Raw genomic sequence first — 25,704 nt, forward strand, 5'->3', positions numbered from 1 at the left:
GCATTTCTATGATGCAATAAAATTACAACAAAATTACAAAATACGTTGATTAATTACCGCTCGAACTACATCTATGGCTACTGTATTAAAGCGGTCGTTTGGAATTATAATATCAGCAAAAGCTTTGGTCGGTTCGATGAATTGCTCATGCATTGGTTTTAGGGTGTTTTGATAACGGTTTAAAACTTCATTCATGTCTCTTCCGCGTTCTGCGATGTCCCTTTTTAATCGTCGAATTAATCGTTCATCTGAATCAGCGTGTACGTATATTTTGATGTCAAAAAGTCTTCTTAATTCTGGATTAGTTAGGATTAGGATGCCTTCTACAATCATCACTTTTCGAGGATGTGTGACAACAACGTCATCAGTTCGGTTATGTTGTACAAAAGAATAAACGGGTTGATTAATAGTCTTACCTGCTTTTAATTCTTTGAGATGCGCTACCAATAACTCAAAATCAATTGCTCTTGGATGATCAAAATTAATGTTGGAGCGATCTTCGTAACTTAGATCCTGTGTTTCCTTATAGTAAGAATCTTGAGAAATAATTCCAACTTCGGCCTCTGGTAGTTCATTCATGATTTGATGTACTACTGTCGTTTTTCCTGACCCTGTTCCTCCTGCAATTCCAATGATGAGCATAAAATGATTTGTTTGTTATGATGCAAAAATAAGGATTAATTGTTTTAGCTGGATGGATTAATTTTATGACGTTACTGAATTTTGAAGAAATGAATTTGAATAATTTTTGATTAAAAAAAACATTCAATGAATTTAGTATTTAGTTTGAATTAAAATAACTTGATAAATGCTAAATTGTAATTGAATGTGTTATTTTTTCTGTTAAAATTTTATATTTTTAGTTTTTGAGGAGGAAACTAAAATTTAATTATAAACAGCTATTAATCAGTATTATCTATCTATTGTAAACTTTTAAAAAAAATTATGACAAAAGAAATACAAAAACTTCATGATGTTTGGATGGATACTCAAAATAGATCAAAGGAGAATACGGAATTCTCTCAGATTACTTTTGATAACCTCACTAACTCTATTATTAGCACAGGGCCTTTCTATTATTATATTGTAGATTTTTATGATATGTCTATTTCTAATGTAAGTTCATCTATTTCTGATATTCATGGTTTTGATCCTGATGTGGTTACTTTCAATGATGTCTTGGGGACAATACATCCAGATGATATGCCTTTTGTGGCACAAACAGAAGCTTTTTTTAATGATTTTTTTTATAATAATATTGGAGCTCAAAAATTATTAAATTATAAGATCAATTATTGTTTCAGATCCATGATGAAAGAAGGAACATACGGAATGCTTAACCATCAGTCACTGATGTTAACGTTAGATGGGGATGGAGGATATGGAAAGTCACTTAATATACATACCAGAATTGATCATCTCACAAATCAGAATATTTATAAAAGTTCGCTTATTGGGTTAAACGGTGAACCATCTTATATGGATTTAAAACCAAATGACAATATTAAAAATGCAATTGAATTTTCTAAACGAGAAATTGATATTATTAAAAGTATAGCTGATGGGTTAAGTAGCATCGAAATTGCTGAAAAACTTTTTATTAGTGATTTGACAGTAAAAAAACATCGCAAAAATATTTTGAATAAATCTGCTTGTAAAAATACGGCTCAGTTGGTTAAAAATTGTATTCTTCAGGGAGTGATTTAGTTGATTATTTCAATTTGATAGTATTAACTAAAAACAGTCAAGATGAAAACGTTGCATAATCATTACGCTAGTTTTAGGATGATACATGATTTTATTTATAAGAATAGAAGCGTTTCGTTTTGGTTTAAAGTCTTTTAGGGTACTATCATATAAAACTTGTTTTTTTCTTCAAAAGAATATTATTTATTATTTTGGAGAATAGCTTTGGATAAGCAAAAAAAAGTTTTATATTTGCACCCGCGTTACGGGGTGTAGCGTAGCTCGGTTATCGCGCCTGCTTTGGGAGCAGGAGGCCGCAGGTTCGAATCCTGCCACCCCGACTAAAACCTTCTTGTGAACCAAGGAGGTTTTTTTATGCAGTTTAGTTTTAAAAAGACAACCAAGGATTTTGATACAGAATGTTAAAATAAAAAAGCACAAAAACAATGCAGTTTTTGTGCTTTCTATTTTAATAATTTAGAAGTTTTATTTTTTTAATAGCTTTATAGAATGTATTTCTCCGTTATGTTTTACGGTGGCTATATACGTTCCTGAAGGTAAATTTTCAGTACTATTTATTGTTAAAGTATTATTGCCTTTTTCTATTTCGCCTAATTCTTTTTCAAATATTTTTTGACCTTGCAGATTAGTTAATGTGAAGTTTACGTCTGATCGGGTATCAAGGTATAATTTGATATTGATATCATTGCCAATTATTGGGTTAGGATATATGCTGAAATTTGTATCTGACGTATTAATAGAACTTGTATCTGTCTCAGATATTAAATCTTTATCAGAATCTAGGCCGTATTTACCTGTACCTACAGCATAGGTAATGTTAGGAGTAGGAGGTGTAGTCATTCTGTAACCTAAAAAATAATCAGCTTGATGCGATTGCATGTATCCTTTTAAAGTCATACAGTTTCTATAAGCAGGATTATGGGCTAATGTGTAAAGCCTTGTGGTAGAAGGGGTGTTAGTGGTAAAGATTACCAATTGAGAATCAGTTGCGTTATGCATTACTATTTCCTCACGCCAGTCTCCTGTTATATCTCCATAAAATAATGGTGCATCTCGGTCACTTCCTATTGAAGTATCATAACTCCAGCAAGTAAGTAAACGAGAAACTGTAGCGCTAGTATAGTTCCATTTTTCAACTTTACCATCATGTAGGTTTTCACTCAGTAAATCTCCATCCCACCATATTCTGAAGTTAGGATAAGGGTTGGTAGCGGTTATGTTTGTGTTAGAAGCTAAATTGTACATACCAGAAAAAGACCAGGCCTCGAAACCACTATATGTTGGGTCTATATCTGCTGCTGTACCGCGTCCTACATCTGCAATTGTGCCATAATGTTTCCAAATCATACTTCCATTGCTAGCGCTATAATAATACTCCAATAATCCGCTTGCATTGTCTTGTTGTACAGCGTATCCTTGCATACCAGCGCCATTAGGATCAAGTTTTCCTATTTGGGTACGGTCTCCGTGTACAACGCCTTGACTTCCTAGTTCATAACGTAATGTACCATCACTATTAAGGCAGTAACCAATGTCGCAAACTTCATCAGTACCATTGCCATCGACATCTATTATTCTTATTTGATGTCCATCTGGAGCATTAGTATTGCCTCTTAACCATTTCCATTGTAAGGTGGTGTTGCTGCCACTATATTTAAAAGCACACACCATAAGGTTAAATGATTTGTCGGCATTTCTATTTTTAAATTTAGCTATTATGCTTGGTGTTGTTCCATTAAGATATCCGATTCCAAGATTGCAAGCCAAAGGTCCTGTGGTAATATAATCACTAGGTACGCTGATGTAACTTTTTAAAGCGCCAGTTTGTCCGTTTAGTACTGCTATCCATTGTTTTGTATCACTGCTGTTGCTCCATGTTGAACCATCTCCAAAGCGTACGCCATTTGCTATTTTAGATATTACTTCTGCTTTACCATCTCCATCAAGGTCATAAACGGTAACTCCGTCCCAATTACCTACGTCAATTGTTGCGGACCCAGGAGAAATGTTGTCCTGATTAACGCTATTTGGACCATAATCGATATCCCATAAGAATGTTCCGTCTCGTTTATAGGCTTCTATTTTGCTATGACCTGAAGCGTCACCAATACGATCTAGTACATAATCGTATTCACCATCACCATCGAGATCACCAACCCAAACAAAGTGGATTGCTGCACCAGTTTTTACAGGCACAGTAAAGCATGGCTTGACTTCCTCATTTGCAATTATTGTATAAGCTGCACTTGCTGCCTGTTCAGTACTTCCTATTACTGGTCTAACATAGTAGGCGTTTTTTAATGTTAGGTTTGCTGTAGTATCGTTATAATTAGTGCCTGCTGTTAAAACAGTACTGTTAAGTTTTACGGCTGTACCACCGTTTGTAGATCTGTATAGGTTAAAGCCAATGTTTGAAGGGTCTAAACCTAATAGACGCCAACTGACAAAAATGCTGTTACTAGTGCGAACTGCAACAACACCTCGTCCTAGGTTTTCCATCTTCCTCTGTGCATGCAGGATGCTTAATTGTAGTAATAATAGCATTACTAAAAACGTAGTTTTTTTCATAGTTTTTTGGGTTTGAAATATTTATTAATTTATTTGGGTTACTTATTTTTTGAGTGTTAATTCCTGTAAAATTTAAATGACAAAAATAAAATAAAGACCTAAAAAACATACGTAAAAATCGTTCCTAACTGCCAGTAAAAAATGGTAAATAGGTTAAATAGTAGTGAATTATTAAAAAAATTAAAGTTTTTTTTATTTTAAGTAAAATTTTAAAGCTAAAATTTTACTAATTATGTTATTGGTTAATTGAAGTATAATAAGAAGGATTTTGATTTATCTATATGAAACGCATTTTATTAATGATAATTAATAGTAGATTTTTATTTGATTAAAAACAGTCAAAATTGATCAATAGCCTTAATTGTTATAGTTTCATATTACTTCCGATTTTTATGCCAATATAAAATTGTGGGATTGATGAAATAAACTTTTAAGAGATGTATTATTCAGTTAGTCCTGTTGTTTTAAATTTATCGATTTGTACTCAGTAGGAGACATACCGAATTCTGATTTAAAACATCTTCTAAAATAATCTATATCGGAAAAACCCACAGCAGTAGCTACTTCATAAACGGTGAAGTTACTATCTAAAAATAACTGTTTTGCTTTCTTTAAACGTATCTCTTTAAGCATTTCGGAGAGGTTAAGTCCTGTAAGTTCTTTAACTTTTCTATACAATTGACTTCTGCTAACTCCAACACCAATACAGATTTTTTCTACACTAAGTTCAGGATTTGAGATGTTTTGCTCTATAAATTCAAGAAGTTTTTGCAATAACTTTTCGTCATTAGACATAGGTATCTCTGTGCTTGGCTCCAATGATATTTTCTTGCGGTATTTTTCTTTAAGGTTGTTTCTTGAAATAATCAAGTTTTTGACCTTTGCAGAAAGTTGGGAAAGATTAAAAGGTTTGGTTATGTAATCATCTGCTCCAGTTTCTATTCCCTGAATTTCTGCTTCAAGCATCGTTTTGGCAGTAAGAAGAATAACGGGTATATGTGAAGTTTTAATGTCGCTTTTTATTTTGCTACAAAATTCAAATCCATCCATTTCATCCATCATTACGTCAGAGATAATAAGATCAGGAAGTTCATTTAAAGCAATATCAAATCCTCTTATCCCATTGCTGGCTTCAATAACAGTATAAAAAGTTGAAAAATATTCTTTAAGATAGGCTCTCATATCTTCATTGTCTTCAACTAATAAAATAATCTGAGATTTATTAGTGAGTGATTTTTTGGAATCAACTGTTTTTGTATCAATATATTCATTATTAAATAAATGATACTCTTCTGTTGCTCTTTTTGGTTCTATGATATTTTCTCTTTCCACAAGTAAACTTTCTTTTTCGAGTAGCAGAGGAAGTTCTATTTTAAATGTAGTCTGAGAATGAATTTCATCATCATTTAGGTATCTACTTTTAACACTGATAAGGCCTCCGTGCAATTCAACTAGTCCTTTGCTATAAGCAAGCCCTAAACCTGTTCCGCTGCGATTGTTACTATTCGCTTGTTGGAAAGGAAGAAAAATGATTTCACTGTCAGCTTCAGAAATTGTTTTATTTCCTAAGTTTATGACTTCGATTATTGCATATTGGGTTTCATCATTATCAGAAACCGAAAATTGTACTTTAATCCATCCTGAAGAAGGAGTGAATTTTAATGCATTAGATAATAGATTAGAAAGTACTTTTTCTAGTTTATCTTGGTCAAAAATAAAATGGAAATTATCAATATCATGTACAAAAGTCAATTGTATTTTTTTTAAAGCGGCACTATCTTTAAATGATTCTACAACATACGATAAGAAGGCTATGATGTCCTGTTTTTGTAAATCTAACTTTAAATTGGCTGTTTCAAACTTCCTGAAATCAAGGAGCTGGTTAATGAGTTTAAGGAGTCGATCACCATTGGTTTTCATAGTTAACAGTTGGGAATAAATAGCTTGGTTTTCAGTATGTAATCCAAGAAGTCTTTCTAATGGGGCTAAAATCAAGGAAAGTGGTGTTTTAATTTCATGAGAAATATTGGTGAAAAACTGTAGTTTATTTTGATGAAGTTCATGCTCCTGCTTATGAATAAGAGCTTCATATGCTAATTTTGATTTTAGCAGTGTAATCCTTGTAGAATATCTATGATATGCCAATAGAGTTAGTAATGCTATGGTTATATAGAATAAATAGGCCCAAGTACTCGCCCAAAACGGAGGCAACATTTCAATATGTAATATAGCAGGCTTTAGATTCCAAACCCCATCACTATTAGAGGATATAACTTTGAAGGTATATTTTCCAGAATTCAGATTAGAATATGTTGCATATCTTCTGTTAGCGTCAGTATATATCCAGTTTTTATCAAATCCTACAAGTTTATAAGCGTATTTATTAGCTTGTGGATTAGAATAATGCAAACCTGCAAATTCTATAGAAATGCTTTTGTCTTCATTATTAAGTTGAATTTCTTTGGTTAAATATAGTGGTTTAGTAAGTACCACTCGTCCATTCACTTTTTCATTTATAGCTACACGATGGTTTAATATTTCCAGATCAGTAATTACAGTATTCGGAAGCGTTTTTTCAGTAAGAATACTATCAGGATTAAAAACGTTAAAGCCATTATTTCCGCCAAAATACATTTTATTATGTGTTTTGCTTTTAAAAGCTGCCCCACAAGAAAACTCATTACTTTGTAAGCCATCCTGTAATGTATAGGTTCGTACTTTAAGGCTCTTTTTGTGCAAACGTGATATTCCCATTTTATGACTAATCCATAAATAGCCTTTATCATCTTCTAATATTGCGACTACTGGAGATTTTGGAAATTGATTATCTGTAGAAAGATTACTAAAACGATTATGTAGTGGATCATATTTATCGAGTCCATTTCCGCTTCCTATCCAAATAATTCCGCTTTTATCTTCATAAATACAGTTAATACGATTATCACTTATTGAGTTTTTGTTTTCACTATGAAGAAAATGGTTTACAAGTCTAAAACCATCTGCACCTTTAATAGGAGCTAATAGATTGATTCCTCCAGTGGCTCCTCCTTCGCCTTCACATCCTACCCATATTCTTCCTTTTGTGTCCTGTATTGCTACCTTTGTGTGTGGGTGAATCATTAGTTTCTCAGCGTCATAATGACTGAATTTATCAAGTGCAGCATTATATTTATAGAAACCTTGCCAAGAAGCGATTAGTAAATTATGCTCTTTGTCTTCTGTTATATTAAATACAGATTTATAATTTAATTCTTTAGACAAATCCCTAAAAACATTAGTTGACGGATTATAGGAAGTAAGGCCTTCTTTGGTACCAATCCATACAATGCCGTTCGAATCACAAAAAATAGCTCTTATCTGATTGTTGCTTATTGATTTAGTAGATTTTTGGATGTGGCGTATTTTGGTTCCCATTATTGTAATTCCACTATCTCTTGTGCCTATCCATACGTTTCCAGCCTTGTCTTCGCAAATTGCCATGACATTTTTATCAATCAATGATTCGGAAACTGAAGGATTATGGTTAATATGTGTAAAAGGCTTGGCATTTAAATTGGCTTTATTAATACCGCTACTATAAGTGCCTACCCATAAAATATTATGATTGTCTTTGAAAATATCTGTAACATGTGGGTCGTTTAAATCCTCGTTGTCAGAAGAGCTTTTATTATATGTTTTTCTTTTTCCAGATGTAGTGTTTGTTTCTATCAGAAGATTTGTTTTTAAATCGATATTCCACATGAAGTGTTTATATCTGACTCTGACTGATTCAGCATGTTTTCGTCTGTCGCTCCAATCAAAAAGCGAGTTATTGATTTTATTTTTATCAAACCGATCAAAATTATCATGCTCATAGTTATAGCGGCATAATTGATCGTTTTCAAAAGTTCGTATTAATAAATTTTGATTTTTATCAAGTACAATGGTTTGAATTCTGTTATTATTTATGCTTTTCTTATTCTTAGGGTCGTATCTATAAGTTTTAAAAGAATATCCATCAAAACGAGAAAGACCATTCCAGGTACCAAACCACATAAAACCATATTTGTCTTTTACAATCCCAAGAACAGTATTTTGAGGAAGTCCATTATCTGACGTAATATGTTCAAAGCTCACAATTGGTCCTTGAGCAAACAAGCCACATGATATCAATCCAAAAAAAAGGAATAATAAAATCTTAGTATATTGTTTTAATTTCATAATAATAGTTCTAATAATTTTGGTTTTACACAACGGATTGCGTTGAGGTAAAGTTTTGGTGCAATTAAATCACTATACAGTAAAATTTATTTTGTTGCTATTTATGTAGCAATCTAGAATGATTTTGATTTCTAAACACTTAGAAAGTTTATTCTTTTTGTAATTCGGAAAAATAAGACTAAAATAAGATGCTCTATAATTATAAGTATCCTGTACTGTCTGACTACTAATGAGAGGTGATTATTATGGTAATTTATGTGGTAAAGTTGTTGTTTTATGACTCTACAGAGATGATTTATTTGATTCTTTACATGTCTATATTGGAATAATAAAAACTGATTATTTTAATATAGTTTTCCAATAATAAAAACTTATTTTTGTGCTGTTTAAAAAAGTAATACAAATATTATGTCTGATACAATCGAAAAAATAAAATGTCTTATTATAGGTTCTGGCCCTGCAGGTTATACTGCAGCAATTTATGCAGCTAGAGCCAACATGAATCCAGTTTTATACCAAGGAATGCAGCCAGGTGGTCAATTGACTACAACGAATGAGGTTGAAAATTTCCCAGGTTATGTTGATGGAGTTACTGGTCCAGAAATGATGGTACAATTGCAGGAACAATCAAAACGTTTTGGTGCTGATATCCGAGATGGATGGGCTACTAAAGTTGATTTTTCCGGTGATATTCACAAAGTTTGGATTAATGATAAAATCGAATTGCATTGCGAAACAGTTATCATTTCGACTGGTGCATCTGCTAAATATTTAGGATTAGATTCGGAACAACATTATTTAAAAATGGGTGGTGGAGTTTCAGCTTGTGCGGTTTGCGACGGATTTTTCTACAGAAATCAAGAAGTTGTAATCGTTGGAGCAGGGGATTCAGCTTGTGAAGAAGCACATTATTTATCTAAATTATGTTCTAAAGTAACAATGTTAGTTCGTTCTGATAAATTTAGAGCATCTAAAATTATGGAAGAACGCGTTCGCAAAACAGAAAACATTTCTATTTTGATGAACCACGACACTGTTGAAATTTTAGGAGATGGTCAAGTAGTTACAGGTGTAAAAGCAAAAAACAAAACTACAGGCGATATTTTTGATATTCCTGCCACTGGTTTCTTTGCAGCTATTGGTCACAAACCAAACACTGATATTTTTGCAGACTATCTTACTCTTGACGAAACTGGATATATTGTAAATACTCCGGGGACTTCAAAAACAAATGTAGAAGGTGTTTTTGTTGCGGGTGATGCTGCAGATCATGTGTACCGTCAGGCAATTACTGCGGCAGGTACAGGTTGTATGGCAGCTCTTGATGCCGAAAGATATTTGGCAGCAAAACATTAAAACGTTACTTTAAAATATAAAAGTCCCAATTTTTTAAATTGGGACTTTTTTTATGGTAATGTAGTCAAAAATAGTTGTTGTTATTTTATTCAAAATATTTTAAAAGAAAGGCATTAAGTAATAAGCGTAGTATAATGTCGTATTTTAAAATCTGATAAAAATGTAATTAGTTGTTTTTTTTAGTTGTTATAACTGCTGTTTAGTCTTTTGACTTTACAACTTTTAAACTTTCGACTTACTTATAACTTCGCTTTTTTAATCAATTGTGCTTCTCCTAGAAACTTACGTACTTCAATTTTTGGTGCTCCAAGTAAATATATTTTCGAAGTATTATTGGCATCAATAATAAGAGTCGTATCTGCCATCAAATTACAAACCGTAGCGTTTTCTGTAGTGACATCAGCATTATGAATTGTGAATCGAGATCCAGTAAATGCACTGTCATTATCTAGGCGTAAAGTGGCATTAGTACTTTCTCCTTCAATCGTTGCAGTTGCTTTTTGGTACATGTCAAATGAGAGGTCGGTTGTGGTGATTAACGCTTTGATTTGAGCATTTTTACTCAGTTGAATTTTTGATTTTTCGGCCTTTAAATTTAATTCAACCTTTGTTTTATCATCTGAAAATAAGTTGAAGCTTTTTGAATTTACATTTAAATATAATTTGGCATAATCTAATGATTTAAAGGTAATGTCATCTAGTTGAACGGCTTCAAGTGCATTTATAATAGCGATATTTTTGGCAGTTACCGATTTCAAATCATTAGTATATTTGATTTTTATAGCTAATTTTTTAAAACTACTAATTTCTTTAGAAGTATAAATACGAAGTGTTTTTTCTTTGATATCAAAAGAAATTACGTCCTGAAGATTATCATCGGATTCAATTTTAATTTCGTTTTTATCTCCTTTTTCTAAAAATACAGTTAGGTTGTCTTCAATTTCCAAAGCGGTAAATGCTTCGGTTTCTATTAGTTTTTCGACTACGACTTTAGATCCTTTTATTTTTTCTTTATTTTGACCAATGGACAAAGTTGTAGCTAAAAAGAAAAAAATAACTAGGTGTGAATATTTCATTTTGTATGGTTTGGGTTCGATGCAAATATAAAAAAATCACCCATTTTTGATGGATGATTTTTTATGAATTTTAATGCTTTTGATTATTCTTGGTGAACACTTCCTCCAGAATGTTCTTCTTTTTGAAGTGATTTTGGAATTTTGTTGTAAGCAATATTTGCGCCACTAGAAGCATTTGCTTTCAAATTCACTATTGGAGAAACAGACATTGAGGATCCGCTAGAAGCTTTTGCAATGATTTCATTTGCTAATAATCCGCTAGCATCCAAAACCGAACCACTAGAAGATTTCGTTTCTAAATGGATTGCTTTTCCTTTGATAGTTTGATTGCTAGCACTAGTACATGTCACTTGAATAGTTTCAAATTCTACCGTGGCAAGAATAGATGCCGCACTCGCTGAAACCAAAGTCAGGCTATTTCCTTTTAGTGTTGTTTTGCTCATAATTGTTGAGGCTGATGTTGCTTCTAATCCTTCAATAACAGGCATTTTTACAATTATTTTTTTAGAAGTAATATCAGTATAGTTGCCTGTTTTGCTCGAAATTGTAAGTACACCATTTTCAATAGTTGTGGTGATTTCTTTCTGTATATTATCATCCGCAATTACAGTTATTTCTGGTTTATCAGATTGCTCGATTTCAAGATCTAAAGCATTGCTTACTACTACATTTTTAAAATCGTTTGTAACCGCTCTGTTTTCGGTAGTAACATTACCGCTTCCATTTATAGAATTCTGTCCTTTTAGATTGCAAGAACCAAATAAGAGTGCTATTAATGTAATAACAATGAATTTGGTAATTAATGCGAATATTTTTATCATGACTATTCGGTTTTAATAATTATACCATCTTTGTTGATTTTCAATTCCTTAAAATTCTTTTTACTTTTTACAGTCGAATCACCTTCTATTGTTACACCATTTTTATTAATAGTGATATTAGACTCGTTATCATCGTTATGATTGTCTTCTTCATAACTTATGCATTCTATAAGATCTTGTTCCACTCTGTAGATTTCGTTGTTTCCAGGATTCCATAAAAAATAATCACCATTGGTACGATCATAATGAGCCATAGAATCATCTGGTTTTAATAGAGTGCCTTTTGGTAAGAATAGTGTAATTTCTATTTCTTGGTCGCGAAATTTGTTTTTCGCATCTGTGATTAAGTAATTGTCTAATATCAATTTGTTTCCGATGATTTGGTACCCGTAACGAATGGCTTCCGATCTTTTTTTGGCTTCTGATAATGAGCTTCCTTTAGCTTCTTTTTCGATTTGGATGTAGGCATATTTCTCATCCGATTTTTCAATTCTGATTCCTACTTGATTAGAATAAATAATGTCGTTGTCCAACGAATCTTTTGTAATCATTACATCCTTTCGGTCATCAACATCTTTGGCAAAATAATCATTGTGTCTGAATTTTATATAAAGGGTATCGTTTGCATGAAGAGGGATTGTTTCTTTGTGAACGGTTCTTCCATTAACTGCAAATGCTGATACTTGTCTTATGCCTATAGAAATGGCAATCGAAACCGCTATTAACCAAACAGCTAGTAAAGTGTATTTTACAATATTCCCAACTGATTTCATATTAGGTGCCAATAATTTGAAACCTAATAAAGTCATGAAAAAGAACGGAATACCTACTGCAAGGAACATTAATAAACCAAAAACCCAAATAGGATAATCTGTAAAATTACCGGCTTCTATATAATTTTGCCAAGGAAAATCAATAGAAACGCTAGTCCCTAAAGTAAATACTCCAATAAAAAGTAACACGAGTACAGATAATCCGCCCATAATTAAAATCACACCTAAAAACTTTGCGAAGATTTTAAAAACAGTCATGATAAAATCGCTAAAACCGTTTCCCAATTTCCCAGCTTCCGATCTTATTTGATTACCATATTTGTCATAATCAGCATTTTTTATTTTATCTGAAACATTGTCAAATTCTTCACGAACTTTTTTTTCAATGTTGGAAATGGTAACAGGTTCTCCTGTCATTTCTAGCTTTTCGGTTGTAGTTACTGCTTCTGGAGTCACAATCCATAGAATAATATAAGCTACAATTCCAGTTCCAAATCCAGCAAAAACGCATATCAGGAATATGACTTTTAACCAAACGGCTTCAATTCCAAAATAGTGACCTAAACCTGTTGCAACACCACCAATCATTCCGTTTTCTTTATCACGGTACAATTTTTTTAGAGCTCTAGGAGCATAAAAATCATTTGTTGCTGATGAGTTTGGACCATCATCTTCAATGATATAATCTTCAGGTTGTCCCATTACTGCGATAACTTCGTCAACTTCTCTAATTGTAACTACGTGTTTTTCGCTTTTTTGTTTCTCAGTCAATAATTCCGAAACTCTCATTTCGATATCCTTTATAATTTCTTCTTGTCCAGATGATTTTGACAGCGAACGTTTTATTGCTTCAAAATAACGGGTCAATTTTTGGTATGCATCTTCGTCAATGTGAAAGAACATTCCACCTAAGTTTATATTTACAGTTTTGTTCATGACTATTATTTTTGGTTGGTTATTAAGTTTACGGCATTAGACAATTCAGTCCAAGTGCCATCCAATTCGTTTAAAAAAGTTTGTCCAATTTCGGTTAGTCCATAGTATTTTCTAGGTGGTCCCGAGGTAGATTCTTCCCAACGATAGTTGAGTAGTCCGTCGTTTTTTAATCGAGTTAATAACGGATAAATAGTTCCCTCCACTACCAATAATTTAGCGTCTTTCAAAGTGTCTAATATTTCCGAGGTATAAGCGTCTTTTTCTTTTAATACAGATAAGATACAAAACTCAAGAACACCTTTACGCATCTGGGCTTTAGTGTTTTCAATGTTCATAATTCTTTAATTTGAGTTGATTTGTTGATTAAACTGTTCATTTTTTGATTGATGATTTTTAATTGAGTTGCTAAGTTTCTAAGAATCTAAGTTTTTTTAATTTGACTGATTAGGTCTTAGCGACTTAGAATCTCAGCAACTTAGTAACTACTTATTATTTTAGAAAAGAAATTGTTGTCGGTGATTATATTCCTTTCCATATTGATGATTGATTTTTTAATTGATTTAAGAAACTAAGTTTCTAAGTTTTTAAATTTGACTGATGAGGTCTTAGCAACTTAGAATCTCAGCAACTTAGTAACTTTATTATTATTTCAGAAAAGGAATGGTTAACGGATAATTATATTCCTCTCCATTTGATGCTTTTACCGAAGCATAAATGATCAAAAAGAATTCAGCAACTTTCATACAGACAAATGCAAAAAGCGTTAAAACTCCTATTGTCAAAAGTCCAATGCTGTTTCCAAAATCGAAGTTCTCAAATACGATATCTTCATTATGTACTAATTCATTGAAAGATATGTTTCTCAAAATTGTGGATATAAAAGCTGGAATAGCAATCATTGCCAACACTAATGAATAAATTAAAACACTCAATTGAAAATTAAGTGCTTGTTTGCCATTGTAATCCACAAATTTAGATTCGTCTTTTTTTGAAGTCCAAATTATTATCGGAAAAATATAATTCCCAAAAGGGATGATATATTGACTAAAAGTACTTAAGTGTACCAGAGCAGCAATTTTTTTTTCGTTTGAAGTTTCCATTTTTTTGATTTCGTTTTTTGATTTATTCCGCTACGCTCCAAACAGTTCGGCTGCGCCTCGGGTGATGATTGATTAGAAAAATTTACTAAATGATTTACCTAGTAATTTCTTATGCAAATATATGGCTAAAAGAAAGTATCTTGTATAGCATAGTAGTATATATTAACATAATTTTAAGAAAAAATCATTATTTTGAAAGAAATAACTCTCTATAAAGTAATAAAATGTCTTTCTAGGCACTAATCGGAATTTTAAAGGATGTTAAAAGTCTTGCTTTTAGACTTGCGTAAAATGACAGATAAAAAGGGTGCCGCAACAAAAGACTTTGCCTAAAAGCAAAATAGAGTTAATTATTCTTTTTAATATGTATGCATAGTATTTTTTGTACTTTAGCAAAAAAAAGAAGCACTATGGAATTAACGGTATCAAAATTGAATCGATTTATACTTTTCAAATTACCCTCAGCCTATATCTGTGGTGTACGGGTTAAATTTATTGATAAAGATCAGTGTGTAGTTACAGTAAAACACAGATGGATAAATCAAAATCCGTTTAATTCTATGTATTTTGCAGTTCAAGCTATGGCTGCCGAGATGACAACTGGAGCCATGGTGATTGATAAAATTCAAGCAAGTGGCAAAAAAATATCAATGTTAGTAGCAAACAACAAATCTAATTTTTCTAAGAAAGCTACAGGACGAATCACTTTTGTGTGTAAAGATGGACATTTGATAGAGGAAGCAGTTCAAAAGACGATCGCAAATGGCGAAGGTCAAACCTTTTGGATGAAATCAATTGGAACTAATGAAGAAGGAGTTCAGGTTTCTGAAATGGATTTTGAATGGAGTATTCGTGCGAAATAAAAATAGACACTCAAATTTTAAAATAAAAAAAAAGCTTCGTTATCTTAAAACGAAGCTTTTTTTGATATAAGGCATGGTGAATTAATAATTACAATATAGAAAACAACCTTAAATTTTTAATTTGGAGAGTTGTACTCTTTTGGGTTAGAATATAAATCTGTATCAAATATAAGTAAACTATATCGTAATAGTCTTAAAATTATATTAATTTTTTTGAATGAAAGGAAGTGCTTTTTTTAAATGTGTATTTAATTCTTTAAAAAAGAGTGACAATTTGACATTTTATAAGTTTTGGCAGTACTTTTGCAATCGGATTTAAAGAATAAAACTATGTTTAAGAATTTTTTTAAAAATAAGAGCAATATGACTACAGAAAATACAGAATTCGATCAAGAAATAGACGATGTGACATTAGAAAATAATGCAAATGGAGAGCAAATTATTATTGAAGAATTAAGTGTTGAAGAGCAATTAGCGCAAGACTTAGCGAAAGAAAAAGATAAGTTTTTGAGATTATTTGCTGAATTTGAAAATTATAAAAGACGTACTACTAAAGAAAGAATCGAATTATTCAAAACGGCTAATCAAGAGGTTTTACTTGCGATGTTGCCTGTATTAGATGATTTTGATAGAGCAATAATTGAAATCAACAAATCTGAGGATGAGTTGTTAGCTAAAGGTGTTGAATTAATTCACGAAAAATTAAAAAGCACATTGGTTGCCAAAGGATTGGAGCAAGTTGACGTTAACGCAGGAGATGCATTTAATGCTGATTTTGCAGAAGCAATTACACAAATCCCAGCGGCTTCAGATGCAATGAAAGGAAAAATTGTAGATGTTCTTGAAAAAGGATATAAACTAGGAGACAAAATTATTCGTTTTCCAAAAGTGGTAATTGGTAGTTAAATTCCAATTTATAGGAATTTAGGATTTTTAAAATTTGGTTTTTACTTTAAATTATGAAAAAAGATTTTTACGAAATATTAGGTATTTCAAAAGGTGCTGATGCAGCTGAAATAAAAAAAGCATACCGAAAAAGCGCTTTGAAATACCATCCTGACAAGAATCCTGACGACAAATCGGCAGAAGAAAATTTCAAATTGGCTGCCGAAGCTTATGAAGTATTGAGTGATCCTGCCAAAAAAGCAAAATACGATCAATACGGTCATCAAGCATTTGATGGTTCAGGTGGATTTGGTGGCGGTGGTAACCATGGTGGTATGAATATGGATGACATATTTAGCCAGTTTGGAGATATTTTTGGTGGCGGTTTTGGCGGATTTAGTGGCGGAGGCGGAGGTTCTCGTCGCGTAAAAGGAAGCAATCTACGTATCAAAGTAAAATTGACTATTGAAGAAATTGCTAATGGTGTTGAGAAAAAAGTAAAAGTAAAACGTAAAGTTCAAGCGCCAGGCGTAAGCTATAAAACGTGTTCTACTTGTAACGGACAAGGACAAGTAATGCGTGTTACCAATACTATTTTGGGAAGAATGCAATCGGCTTCTACATGTCCAACATGTGGAGGTTCAGGACAAATTTTGGATAAAAAACCAAATAATGCTGACTCTCAAGGAATGGTTGCTGAAGACGAAACTGTTTCTATAAAAATCCCAGCTGGTGTTGTTGATGGAATGCAATTGAAAGTTTCTGGTAAAGGAAATGACGCTCCAGGAAATAGTGTTTCGGGAGATTTGATTGTTGTTATCGAAGAAATTGAGCATGAGTTTTTGAAACGCGAAGGCGAAAATCTACACTACGATTTATACATCAGTTTTGCAGAAGCGGTTCTTGGAATTTCAAAAGATATTGATGCTGTAAACGGTAAAGTAAGAATCAAACTTGAAGAGGGAATTCAGTCAGGTAAAATTCTAAGATTAAAAGGAAAAGGTATTCCAAGTATCAATGGTTATGGTAACGGAGATTTACTGGTACATGTAAATGTTTGGACTCCAAAAACACTAAACAAAGAACAAAAACAATTCTTTGAAAAAGCGTTAACTGATGATAACTTTACTCCAAATCCTGAAAAATCAGACAAATCATTTTTTGAAAAAGTAAAAGATATGTTTTCTTAATCTTTTCAAAAGATTTAAATATATAAGTCCCCATTCTAATTGTTTTTAGAATGGGGATATTTTTTTGGTTTCAATCTAAATCCAAAAGTCTTCTGTGATAGTTTATTTGTCCAAGATGATATGTTAGATGTGTTGTTAAATGAATTAATAAATACCCTGTTGCCGTTTTATTATCAAATACCAAAATAGGATATTCCCTTTCTAGTTCTTTATCAGTTAAATTATCAAGGGATGTTGCCACTACTATTTTTGTTTTTTCAATACTCTCAATCAGTTCGGCTTTAGAGATATTCTTTAAAGAAAATTCGAGTTCTCTATTTCGAATGTAATTTGTTTTGCCGATTTCTGCTCCAATATAGGTGTTGAGATTTCCCATTAGATGCAAGCAAAGATTTCCTGCTGAATTGGAAATATTCTTATCAATTTTCCAAATATTTTCTTCGTTGGTGTATAATTCGATTTCAATACGCAATCTGTTTAAATCGCGGTCAAATAAAGTTTTAAGTGTTTCAATCAGCATACTTTTAATTTTAAATTCTATTTTAAATACGTGAACAGTTTCTTATTATTTACCATAAAATCCTCATTTATTCATGAATCTGAAGATTTGACGAAGTTAATTCTTTTGTGTGTATTTAGGCAGTTCTTCTTTTGTCAAAAAAATGTTTTATTTCAGTGTTTTTCAAATATATTCGGTAATTTTCTCATTAGCCCAGATGGAAATGGCATCCTGTGTTCCCGGGGTTCGGGAACACAGATAAAATGGACAGCTGGAATTGGCTCCTGAAAAATAGGCTTTGTATTTTATACTTTTTAAAGCGGTTACAGAAGAATGTTTTTTTTATTTATTGTGTCTGTCGAAAGGCTTAAATCATTAGGTTTTTTGTGGAATAATTCGACTATAATCATTGCAAATTAACTACTTTTGCAATTCTAAAAAATCATCCGTGAGCAATATTCTTGAAGTAAATAAAGTCGTAAAGCAATATGGTGATTATGTTGCGCTTAACGAAGTATCATTAGCCGTTCCCAAAGGGAGTATATACGGACTTCTAGGTCCAAATGGAGCAGGAAAAACTTCCTTAATTCGAATTATCAATCAGATTACAATGCCTGATAGCGGCGAAATTATTCTTGATGGTGAAAAGCTTCAGCCCAAACACATTCAGCATATTGGATATCTTCCCGAGGAGAGAGGTTTGTACAGCACTATGAAAGTCGGTGAACAATGCTTGTATTTGGCACAAATGAAAGGTTTGTCCAAAACCGAAGCCAAAAAACAACTCGAATATTGGTTTGATCGCTTGGGAATTCAAGGTTGGTGGAACAAGAAAATTCAGGAATTATCTAAAGGAATGGCGCAGAAAATCCAGTTTGTAGTTTGCGTTTTGCACAAGCCTAAATTATTGATTTTTGATGAGCCTTTTTCTGGATTTGACCCCGTAAATGCTAATGTGATTAAAGATGAAATTTTAGCATTGAAAGAGGATGGAGCAACTATTATTTTTTCGACTCACAGAATGGAAAGCGTGGAAGAATTGTGTGATCATATTGCATTAATTCATAAATCTAATAAGCTGATAGAAGGAAAATTGATTGATGTAAAAAGACAATTTAAGACGAATAGTTTTGAAGTGGGAATTTTATCAGACAATGTTGAAGGGTTAATGTTTGATATTACTCAAAAGTTTTCTGTAGGGCAAGCTGATTTTAAATCATTAAACGATGAATTAAAATTAGAGATTCAGATTGGAAATGCTACACCAAATGAATTACTAAATGTTTTAACACAGCTTGGACAGGTAACCCATTTTGTTGAAAAAATTCCAAGTGTAAATGATATTTTTATCCAAACAGTAAGCTAGTAGCTAAAGGTGATTGAAAATATTCAAAATCAATGAATCTAAAACAAGAGAAGTTTAATTAATAATTAAGCATTAAAAATTATACTTTAACAGATATCAAAATCTTGTTTGAATTTTTGATTTTATACATTATACATATTTAAGGTTTAAGCTGTATGTGTTAAAATCAAATCAAAGGAAAATCTTTCAGTTATTAATTGATGGCGTGAATAATGATGAAAAATATTTATATGAAACAGAAAATTAGAATATCATTTTTTATTATTTTTATCTTGATATCATGTGAAAATGATCATTCGGAAAAAAAAGACTTAAAAGTTTTAATTGTTGGTAATTCCATAACATATCGGGAGCCAATACCAGAACGAGGATGGTATGGTAATTGGGGAATGGCAGCATCTGCGCCTGATAAAGATTTTGAATCTTTGCTAACAGTTAAAATGACAGATTATTATTCTAATGAAAATGTTATTGTATCTTCAAAAAATATTTCTTTTTGGGAACTTAATTTTGATTATGATCTTAATCAGTATACCGATATCTCAAATAAAGTATATGATATTCTTATTGTCAGATTAGGAGAAAATATAGATACATCTTCGAAACAATTTAAAAATTATGAATCTTCATTAACTTTAATGATAAATCACTTTAAGACAAAAAATACTAAAGTAATTATTACGGGTAATTTATGGAGTTCTCTTGAAAAAGATTTAATCCAAGAGAAAGTTGCTAAGGATAATAATTATAAATACATTTCTTTAATAGATTTTCAAAATCATTATAATAACTATGCATATGGTCAGTATGAAGACGATGCTGTAAGTAATCATCCTTCAGATACGGGGATGGTGAATTTAGCTAATTTGATTTTCGATTCAGTTATCAGTATTCAGCAATGATAATAGCTACTAATTGGCAATAATTGCTATTGCTAATACTTTTATTTTCAAATGTTTGTCTTCTTTTTTCGTTTTGTCCTGTGAATAAAACTCATCTGCCAAGTTACAAATGAACCTATTTGTGAAACGAAATATGATTGGAAAGTCGAAAGTTAGTAAGAAAGTCAATATAAAAAATAATATCCAATTTTGTCTATATTAAATTAAACATCATAAGTCGAGAATGAGCATTATATCATTAATCATAAAAAGAGAGTTTATAGCTAAGGTTCGCAATAAGTCATTTATTGTAATGACTTTTTTAAGTCCACTGCTATTTGTTGCTATTACTGGTTTTATTACCTATTTAAGTTCGATGAAACCCGAAACTAAGCTGGTTGCAATTCACGATGAATCGGGTTTGTTTGTTAATGAGTTTATAGCGTTAAATAATAAAAATAGTGATTATAAATATTTGGATTTGTCCAAAATTGACATTCAATTTCTGAAAGATAGTATTGTTAAAGAGAATTTTGAGGCCTTGCTTTATGTACCCAAAACAACTAACAATAAAGATTTGGAAACTAAAATTCAGTTGGTTTCAAATGAAAGTCCGAGTATTGGTTTTATCGAGAAAACACAAGGTATTATTGCAGATAAGTTAACGAAGAATAATCTGGAATTGGCACATTTAGATACTTTGGCCATCAAAAAAGCAAAAGCTGAAGTTGTTTTAAATTTGTCAAAAGCTTCTGGAGAGGAGAGTCTTAGAGGGCTGAATGAAATTAAAATTGGAATTGGTGGAGCTTTTGGTTATCTGGTAATGATGTTTATTATTATTTATGGTAATATGGTGATGCGAAGCGTAATTGAAGAGAAAACGAACCGTATTGTTGAGATTATTATATCTTCGGTAAAACCTTTCCAATTGATGATGGGGAAAATAATAGGAACTTCATTGGCTGGATTGCTGCAGTTTTTAATTTGGACAATAATAGGTTTGACGTTAATGTTTGCGGCTTCTGCATTTTTTGGAGTTAATGTTGGTCCAACGGCGAGAGTTTCACCTGAATTGATGCAAGCAGCACAACAAGAATTCTCAGGAACAGCTCAAATGTATATTAAAGAAATTTGGAGCCTTCCTATTGCGAGTATCCTGATTGGTTTTATTGTTTATTTCATTGGAGGTTATTTTTTATATAGCTCTTTTTATGCTGCTATTGGGGCCGCTGTAGATAACCAAACAGATTCGCAACAATTTCTTTTGCCTATCATTATGCCTTTGATACTGAGTGTTTATATTGGATTTTTTACAGTAATCAATGATCCGCATGGGACAATAGCGGTTGTTTTTTCTATGATTCCATTAACCTCGCCAATAGTGATGCTAATGCGTATTCCTTTTGGAGTGCCGTGGTGGCAAATTGCAATTTCTGTATCTTTGTTATTCGCAAGCTTTCTTGGTGTCGTTTGGTTTGCTGCCAAAATTTACCGTGTTGGAATTTTAATGTATGGTAAAAAACCAAGTTGGGGAGAATTATATAAGTGGCTTAAGTATTAGAAGCTGCTAAGTTGCTGAGATACTAAGAGGCTAAGTTTTGTTAAAGAATAGAATTTGAAAATATAAAAAAAAGTTGTTGAAGTTCTAGGTTGGTAAGTTTTAGGAAACTTAGTAACTTAGAAACTCAGAATCTTAGAAACTAAAAAGTAGATGAGTAAAATTTTAATTATTGAAGACGAAGAAGCGATTAGAAGAGTATTGGTTCGAATACTTTGCGAAGAAAATGAGTCTTATGAAGTAGATGCTGCTGAAGATGGGGTAATAGGACTTGAAAAAATAAAAGAGAACGACTACGATTTAGTGTTATGTGATATTAAGATGCCAAGAATGGATGGTGTCGAATTACTGGAAGCAGTAAAAAAGTTCAATACCGAAGTTCCAATTGTAATGATTTCTGGTCATGGTGATATGGAAACGGCTATTAATACAATGCGTCTTGGTGCTTTTGATTATATTTCGAAACCACCAGATTTAAATCGTTTGTTGAATACGGTTCGAAATGCATTAGACAGAAAAAAACTAGTTGTCGAAAATAAAATTTTAAAAAAGAAGGTCAGTAAGAAATACGAAATAGTTGGTGAAAGTGAATCACTCAATCTAGTGAAAATTATGATTGATAAAGTAGCTCCAACCGACGCTCGAGTTCTGATTACAGGACCAAATGGAACTGGGAAAGAATTAGTTGCTCATCAATTACATGACAAAAGCGAACGTTCTACAGCTCCAATGATTGAAGTAAATTGTGCTGCCATTCCAAGCGAATTGATAGAAAGTGAATTGTTTGGACATGTAAAAGGAGCTTTTACTTCGGCAGTGAAAGATCGTGCAGGAAAATTTGAAGCAGCTAATAAAGGAACCATTTTCTTAGATGAAATTGGAGACATGAGTTTATCGGCTCAAGCCAAGGTGTTGAGAGCTTTGCAGGAAGGAATCATCTCAAGGGTTGGAGCAGACAGTGATATAAAAATTGATGTTCGAGTGATTGCTGCGACGAATAAAGATTTAAAAAGCGAAATTGAAGCAGGACGTTTTAGAGAAGATTTATATCATCGTTTAGCAGTAATTCTTATAAATGTGCCTTCTTTGAATGATAGGAGAAGTGATATTCCTGCTTTGGTAAAACATTTTGCTGATAAAATAGCTAATGAGCACGGAAATGCAGTTAAACATTTTTCGGAACCAGCGATTCTGTTGTTGCAAGAATACGATTGGACTGGAAATATCAGGGAATTACGCAATGTGGTAGAGCGTTTGATTATTCTGGGAGGAAATGAAATTTCAGAAGCGGATGTTAAAGCTTTTGCAAGTAAATAAATGAAATTTAATGATTTAAAAATGGAATGATTTAAAGAATTTACAACCGTTATCTTTATATTATTTTGTTTTTTAATCTCAATAATAAAAAAATGAAATTAAAAAAAATTAATCAAGTATTGCAGGAAGCCTTAATCGATTGTGGTTTGACAGAGGCTAATGACTTGCAAAAGGAAACTTTTTCGACTATAAAAAGTGGGGCAGATGCTATTATTTCTTCTTCGGAAGGATCAGGTAAATCAACAACGATTGTTATGAATGTAATTCAGCAATTGGTTTGTGAGGGGGAAGAATCGCCTCGTGCTTTAATTTTTGTTGAAAATAAAGCAAAAGTACTTGAAATGGAAGATCTCTTTGAAAAGTTTGGGAAATTTACTAACTTGAGAGTGTTTGGGGTTCATGAAAAAGGCGATATGGAATATGACAAAAATTATATTTCAGCAGGTATCGACGTGTTGATTGGAACTCCTGTTAAATTGAGTGAGATGTTTACTACAGCCGGTTATAACGTGAACCGACTAAAAATGTTTATTATTGATGATGCCGATCCTATTTTGAAATTGCGTAATGAGACAAAAATCATGAGAATCTCAAATAGTATTGCCAAAACACAACGTATTATTTTTACCGATAAAATTACAGATCGTATAGAAATATTAGCAGACAAAATGTTGCTAGAGCCTTTCGTTTTTGATTTTGACGAAGAATATGAAGAAGAGGATGAGGACGAAGAGGATTTAGAAGAAGAACAATCAGTATTGCTGGATGTTGATGATTTTGAAGAACCTGAAGAAGAAATAGGCGACGAAGAGGAATAGTCTTTTTAAATAAAATACCGTTAATATGGTAAACATTACAATAAAAAAAGTAACGCTCAACGATATTGACCAATTGCAAAAAATTGGTAGGCAAACTTTTAAAGAAACGTTTTCAGAATCAAATTCTGAAGAGAATATGAAAAGCTATTTGGAGGTTGGATTTTCTAACGAAAAACTTACTGAAGAACTTACTGATAGAAACTCTGATTTTTATTTTGCAACAGTTGATAATGAGGTAATAGGGTATTTAAAACTCAACTTTGGAGACTCACAAACTGAATTAAAGGATAACAAATCTCTTGAAATTGAGCGAATCTATGTGTCAAAAGAGTTTCATGGAAAAAGTGTTGGGCAATTGCTTTATGATAAAGCTATTCAAGTTGCAAAACTGAACGATTCAGAATATGTTTGGCTTGGTGTTTGGGAAGAAAATCTTAGAGCAATACGTTTTTACAAGAAAAATGGTTTTGTTGAGTTTGATAAACATATTTTTAAATTAGGAAATGAAGAACAAACAGACATTATGATGAAACTTAAATTGTAGTTTAATAAAAATTGAATTTTTTGGCATAATTTAATTCGCTTTTAGTTTGAAGATTTGATATAATAATAATTTTAAAAAATAAAACATTATGGGATTAATGAAAGTGTTTTCGGGAAGTGAAATTTTGGCTTTGGCACTACAAAAAAAAATTGAAGATGCAGGAGTTGAAACATCAATAAAAAACAATATCCAATCGGCTAGAATGTCGGGTTTTCCAAATTCGGATTCAGCTGTTGAGGTGTTTATCCAAGAAACTGATTTTGCTAAAGCAAATCCAGTTATCGAAGAATTTAGGTTGAGTATCTAGTTAAATTAAATTGATTTTAATTTTTTATAACCTTGACACTTATTCCAGTATCAAGGTTTTTTTATAATAACTTTATAATGAAAGAAGTGCAATACAAAATGATTGTTTTGGATATGGATGACACATTGTTAAATGATGATCATATCATATCCGAAGAGAATAAAGAAATGATTTTTAAGGCCCAGGAAATGGGAGTTTATGTAGTTTTAGCTTCAGGAAGACCAACATCTGCGATGACTGCTTATGCTAAAGAATTAAAAATGGATCATTATAATTCCTATATGATTTCTTTTAATGGTTCAACGATTACAGATTTAAAAGAAGACAAAGTGCTTTTTGAACACGCCCTGACCAAAGAGCAAATTCATTCTCTATACGATTTTAGCAAGCAAAATAATACTCATATTATTACTTATTTAGGCGAACAAATTATTAGCGAAAGACATTCGGAATATATTGATGTTGAGGCTACTATTACAGGTTTGGAGCTTTTAATTGTTCCAAGTTTTAAAGATGCAGTAACAACTTCGGCAGTAAAATGTTTATTGCTCGAAGAGCCAAGTTATCTCAAAGGTGTAGAAGCCGTTTTAAAAAATGCTATGCCAGATTTGAGTGTGTGTATGTCAAAACCCTTTTTCCTAGAAGCTGCACCAAACGGAATTGATAAAGGAGCTGCTATTCAAGTTTTGGCAGAAAGACTCAATATTCATCAAAGTGAAATTATAGCTGTTGGAAATGCAGGAAACGATTTAACGATGGTACAATATGCCGGACTAGGTGTTTGGGTAGATAATGTTGACGCTGAATTAAGAGAATTTGGTGATGTTATTGTAGCTTCTAATAATAATCACGGTGTTGCCGAGGTAATTAGAAAATATATTTTGAATTAATGAATTCGTTCATTTATACCAATTAGAAATATAATTCAATTATTTTATA

Annotated in this window: 22 protein-coding genes and 1 tRNA gene; 14 read left to right on the top strand and 9 right to left on the bottom strand. The window is 32.0% G+C overall.

The window, feature by feature from the left end; genetic code table 11:
• Positions 1-33 precede the first annotated feature (33 nt).
• Entirely contained in the window at positions 34-642 is a 609-nt protein-coding gene (udk, locus tag ACUN3A_RS13500) for a uridine kinase (RefSeq protein ID WP_445551800.1), read from the bottom strand.
• A gap of 303 nt (positions 643-945) precedes the next feature.
• Between udk and ACUN3A_RS13505 the strand changes: the two genes are divergently transcribed.
• Positions 946-1,707, top strand: a complete 762-nt coding sequence (locus ACUN3A_RS13505; protein ID WP_445551801.1) for a LuxR C-terminal-related transcriptional regulator — start codon at positions 946-948, stop codon at positions 1,705-1,707.
• Positions 1,708-1,952: 245 nt separating this feature from the next.
• Positions 1,953-2,027 (top strand) — tRNA-Pro (locus tag ACUN3A_RS13510).
• Between the two features lie 145 nt (positions 2,028-2,172).
• Here the strand turns inward: ACUN3A_RS13510 and ACUN3A_RS13515 are convergent.
• Both ACUN3A_RS13515 and ACUN3A_RS13520 read right to left on the bottom strand, forming a co-directional pair.
• Positions 2,173-4,275 carry a rhamnogalacturonan lyase family protein gene (locus ACUN3A_RS13515; RefSeq protein ID WP_445551802.1) on the bottom strand — a complete coding sequence of 701 codons (2,103 nt, stop codon included), beginning with the start codon at positions 4,273-4,275 and terminating at the stop codon, positions 2,173-2,175.
• A 450-nt stretch (positions 4,276-4,725) separates the two neighbouring features.
• Complete coding sequence (locus ACUN3A_RS13520; RefSeq protein WP_445551803.1) at positions 4,726-8,475, bottom strand: hybrid sensor histidine kinase/response regulator transcription factor; 3,750 nt, start codon at positions 8,473-8,475, stop codon at positions 4,726-4,728.
• Positions 8,476-8,883: 408 nt separating this feature from the next.
• Here ACUN3A_RS13520 and trxB point away from each other — a divergent pair, with 408 nt between their 5' ends.
• Positions 8,884-9,831, top strand: a complete 948-nt coding sequence (trxB, locus tag ACUN3A_RS13525; protein ID WP_445551804.1) for a thioredoxin-disulfide reductase — start codon at positions 8,884-8,886, stop codon at positions 9,829-9,831.
• A 239-nt stretch (positions 9,832-10,070) separates the two neighbouring features.
• Here trxB and ACUN3A_RS13530 read toward each other — a convergent pair whose 3' ends face one another.
• The 5 genes from ACUN3A_RS13530 to ACUN3A_RS13550 all read right to left on the bottom strand — a co-directional run bounded on the left by ACUN3A_RS13530 (position 10,071) and on the right by ACUN3A_RS13550 (position 14,537).
• Positions 10,071-10,907 carry a GIN domain-containing protein gene (locus tag ACUN3A_RS13530; protein ID WP_445551805.1) on the bottom strand — a complete coding sequence of 279 codons (837 nt, stop codon included), beginning with the start codon at positions 10,905-10,907 and terminating at the stop codon, positions 10,071-10,073.
• A gap of 83 nt (positions 10,908-10,990) precedes the next feature.
• Positions 10,991-11,728, bottom strand: a complete 738-nt coding sequence (locus ACUN3A_RS13535) for a head GIN domain-containing protein (RefSeq protein WP_445551806.1) — start codon at positions 11,726-11,728, stop codon at positions 10,991-10,993.
• 2 nt (positions 11,729-11,730) lie between these two features.
• On the bottom strand, positions 11,731-13,437 hold the full coding sequence (locus ACUN3A_RS13540) for a PspC domain-containing protein (protein WP_445551807.1): 1,707 nt from the start codon (positions 13,435-13,437) through the stop codon (positions 11,731-11,733).
• Positions 13,438-13,442: 5 nt separating this feature from the next.
• Positions 13,443-13,772, bottom strand: a complete 330-nt coding sequence (locus tag ACUN3A_RS13545) for a PadR family transcriptional regulator (RefSeq protein WP_325260687.1) — start codon at positions 13,770-13,772, stop codon at positions 13,443-13,445.
• A gap of 309 nt (positions 13,773-14,081) precedes the next feature.
• On the bottom strand, positions 14,082-14,537 hold the full coding sequence (locus ACUN3A_RS13550) for a DUF4870 domain-containing protein (protein WP_445551808.1): 456 nt from the start codon (positions 14,535-14,537) through the stop codon (positions 14,082-14,084).
• Positions 14,538-14,947: 410 nt separating this feature from the next.
• Between ACUN3A_RS13550 and ACUN3A_RS13555 the strand changes: the two genes are divergently transcribed.
• From ACUN3A_RS13555 to dnaJ, 3 genes are all read left to right on the top strand, one after another.
• Positions 14,948-15,400, top strand: a complete 453-nt coding sequence (locus ACUN3A_RS13555; protein ID WP_445551809.1) for a DUF4442 domain-containing protein — start codon at positions 14,948-14,950, stop codon at positions 15,398-15,400.
• A gap of 330 nt (positions 15,401-15,730) precedes the next feature.
• Positions 15,731-16,306: a nucleotide exchange factor GrpE gene (locus ACUN3A_RS13560; protein ID WP_445551810.1), complete on the top strand. Its 576-nt coding sequence runs from the start codon at positions 15,731-15,733 to the stop codon at positions 16,304-16,306.
• A gap of 53 nt (positions 16,307-16,359) precedes the next feature.
• Positions 16,360-17,475: a molecular chaperone DnaJ gene (gene dnaJ, locus ACUN3A_RS13565; protein ID WP_445551811.1), complete on the top strand. Its 1,116-nt coding sequence runs from the start codon at positions 16,360-16,362 to the stop codon at positions 17,473-17,475.
• A gap of 70 nt (positions 17,476-17,545) precedes the next feature.
• Here dnaJ and ACUN3A_RS13570 read toward each other — a convergent pair whose 3' ends face one another.
• Entirely contained in the window at positions 17,546-17,995 is a 450-nt protein-coding gene (locus ACUN3A_RS13570) for a DinB family protein (RefSeq protein WP_445551812.1), read from the bottom strand.
• 427 nt (positions 17,996-18,422) lie between these two features.
• Between ACUN3A_RS13570 and ACUN3A_RS13575 the strand changes: the two genes are divergently transcribed.
• From ACUN3A_RS13575 to ACUN3A_RS13610, 8 genes are all read left to right on the top strand, one after another.
• On the top strand, positions 18,423-19,340 hold the full coding sequence (locus tag ACUN3A_RS13575; protein ID WP_445551813.1) for an ABC transporter ATP-binding protein: 918 nt from the start codon (positions 18,423-18,425) through the stop codon (positions 19,338-19,340).
• Between the two features lie 230 nt (positions 19,341-19,570).
• A complete protein-coding gene (locus tag ACUN3A_RS13580) occupies positions 19,571-20,242 on the top strand; it encodes a hypothetical protein (RefSeq protein ID WP_445551814.1) in 672 nt (223 codons plus the stop codon).
• 223 nt (positions 20,243-20,465) lie between these two features.
• Positions 20,466-21,782 carry an ABC transporter permease gene (locus ACUN3A_RS13585; RefSeq protein ID WP_445551815.1) on the top strand — a complete coding sequence of 439 codons (1,317 nt, stop codon included), beginning with the start codon at positions 20,466-20,468 and terminating at the stop codon, positions 21,780-21,782.
• A 150-nt stretch (positions 21,783-21,932) separates the two neighbouring features.
• Positions 21,933-23,096 (top strand): sigma-54-dependent transcriptional regulator, encoded by a 1,164-nt coding sequence (locus ACUN3A_RS13590; protein WP_445551816.1) that lies wholly within the window; start codon positions 21,933-21,935, stop codon positions 23,094-23,096.
• Positions 23,097-23,188: 92 nt separating this feature from the next.
• Positions 23,189-23,914, top strand: a complete 726-nt coding sequence (locus ACUN3A_RS13595) for a DEAD/DEAH box helicase (protein WP_445551817.1) — start codon at positions 23,189-23,191, stop codon at positions 23,912-23,914.
• A gap of 25 nt (positions 23,915-23,939) precedes the next feature.
• A complete protein-coding gene (locus ACUN3A_RS13600; protein WP_445551818.1) occupies positions 23,940-24,458 on the top strand; it encodes a GNAT family N-acetyltransferase in 519 nt (172 codons plus the stop codon).
• 88 nt (positions 24,459-24,546) lie between these two features.
• Positions 24,547-24,765 (top strand): putative signal transducing protein, encoded by a 219-nt coding sequence (locus tag ACUN3A_RS13605; protein ID WP_445551819.1) that lies wholly within the window; start codon positions 24,547-24,549, stop codon positions 24,763-24,765.
• Between the two features lie 77 nt (positions 24,766-24,842).
• Positions 24,843-25,655: a Cof-type HAD-IIB family hydrolase gene (locus ACUN3A_RS13610; protein ID WP_445551820.1), complete on the top strand. Its 813-nt coding sequence runs from the start codon at positions 24,843-24,845 to the stop codon at positions 25,653-25,655.
• The last annotated feature ends 49 nt before the right edge of the window (positions 25,656-25,704 follow it).

It is taken from the genome of Flavobacterium sp. WC2509, from assembly GCF_052683105.1.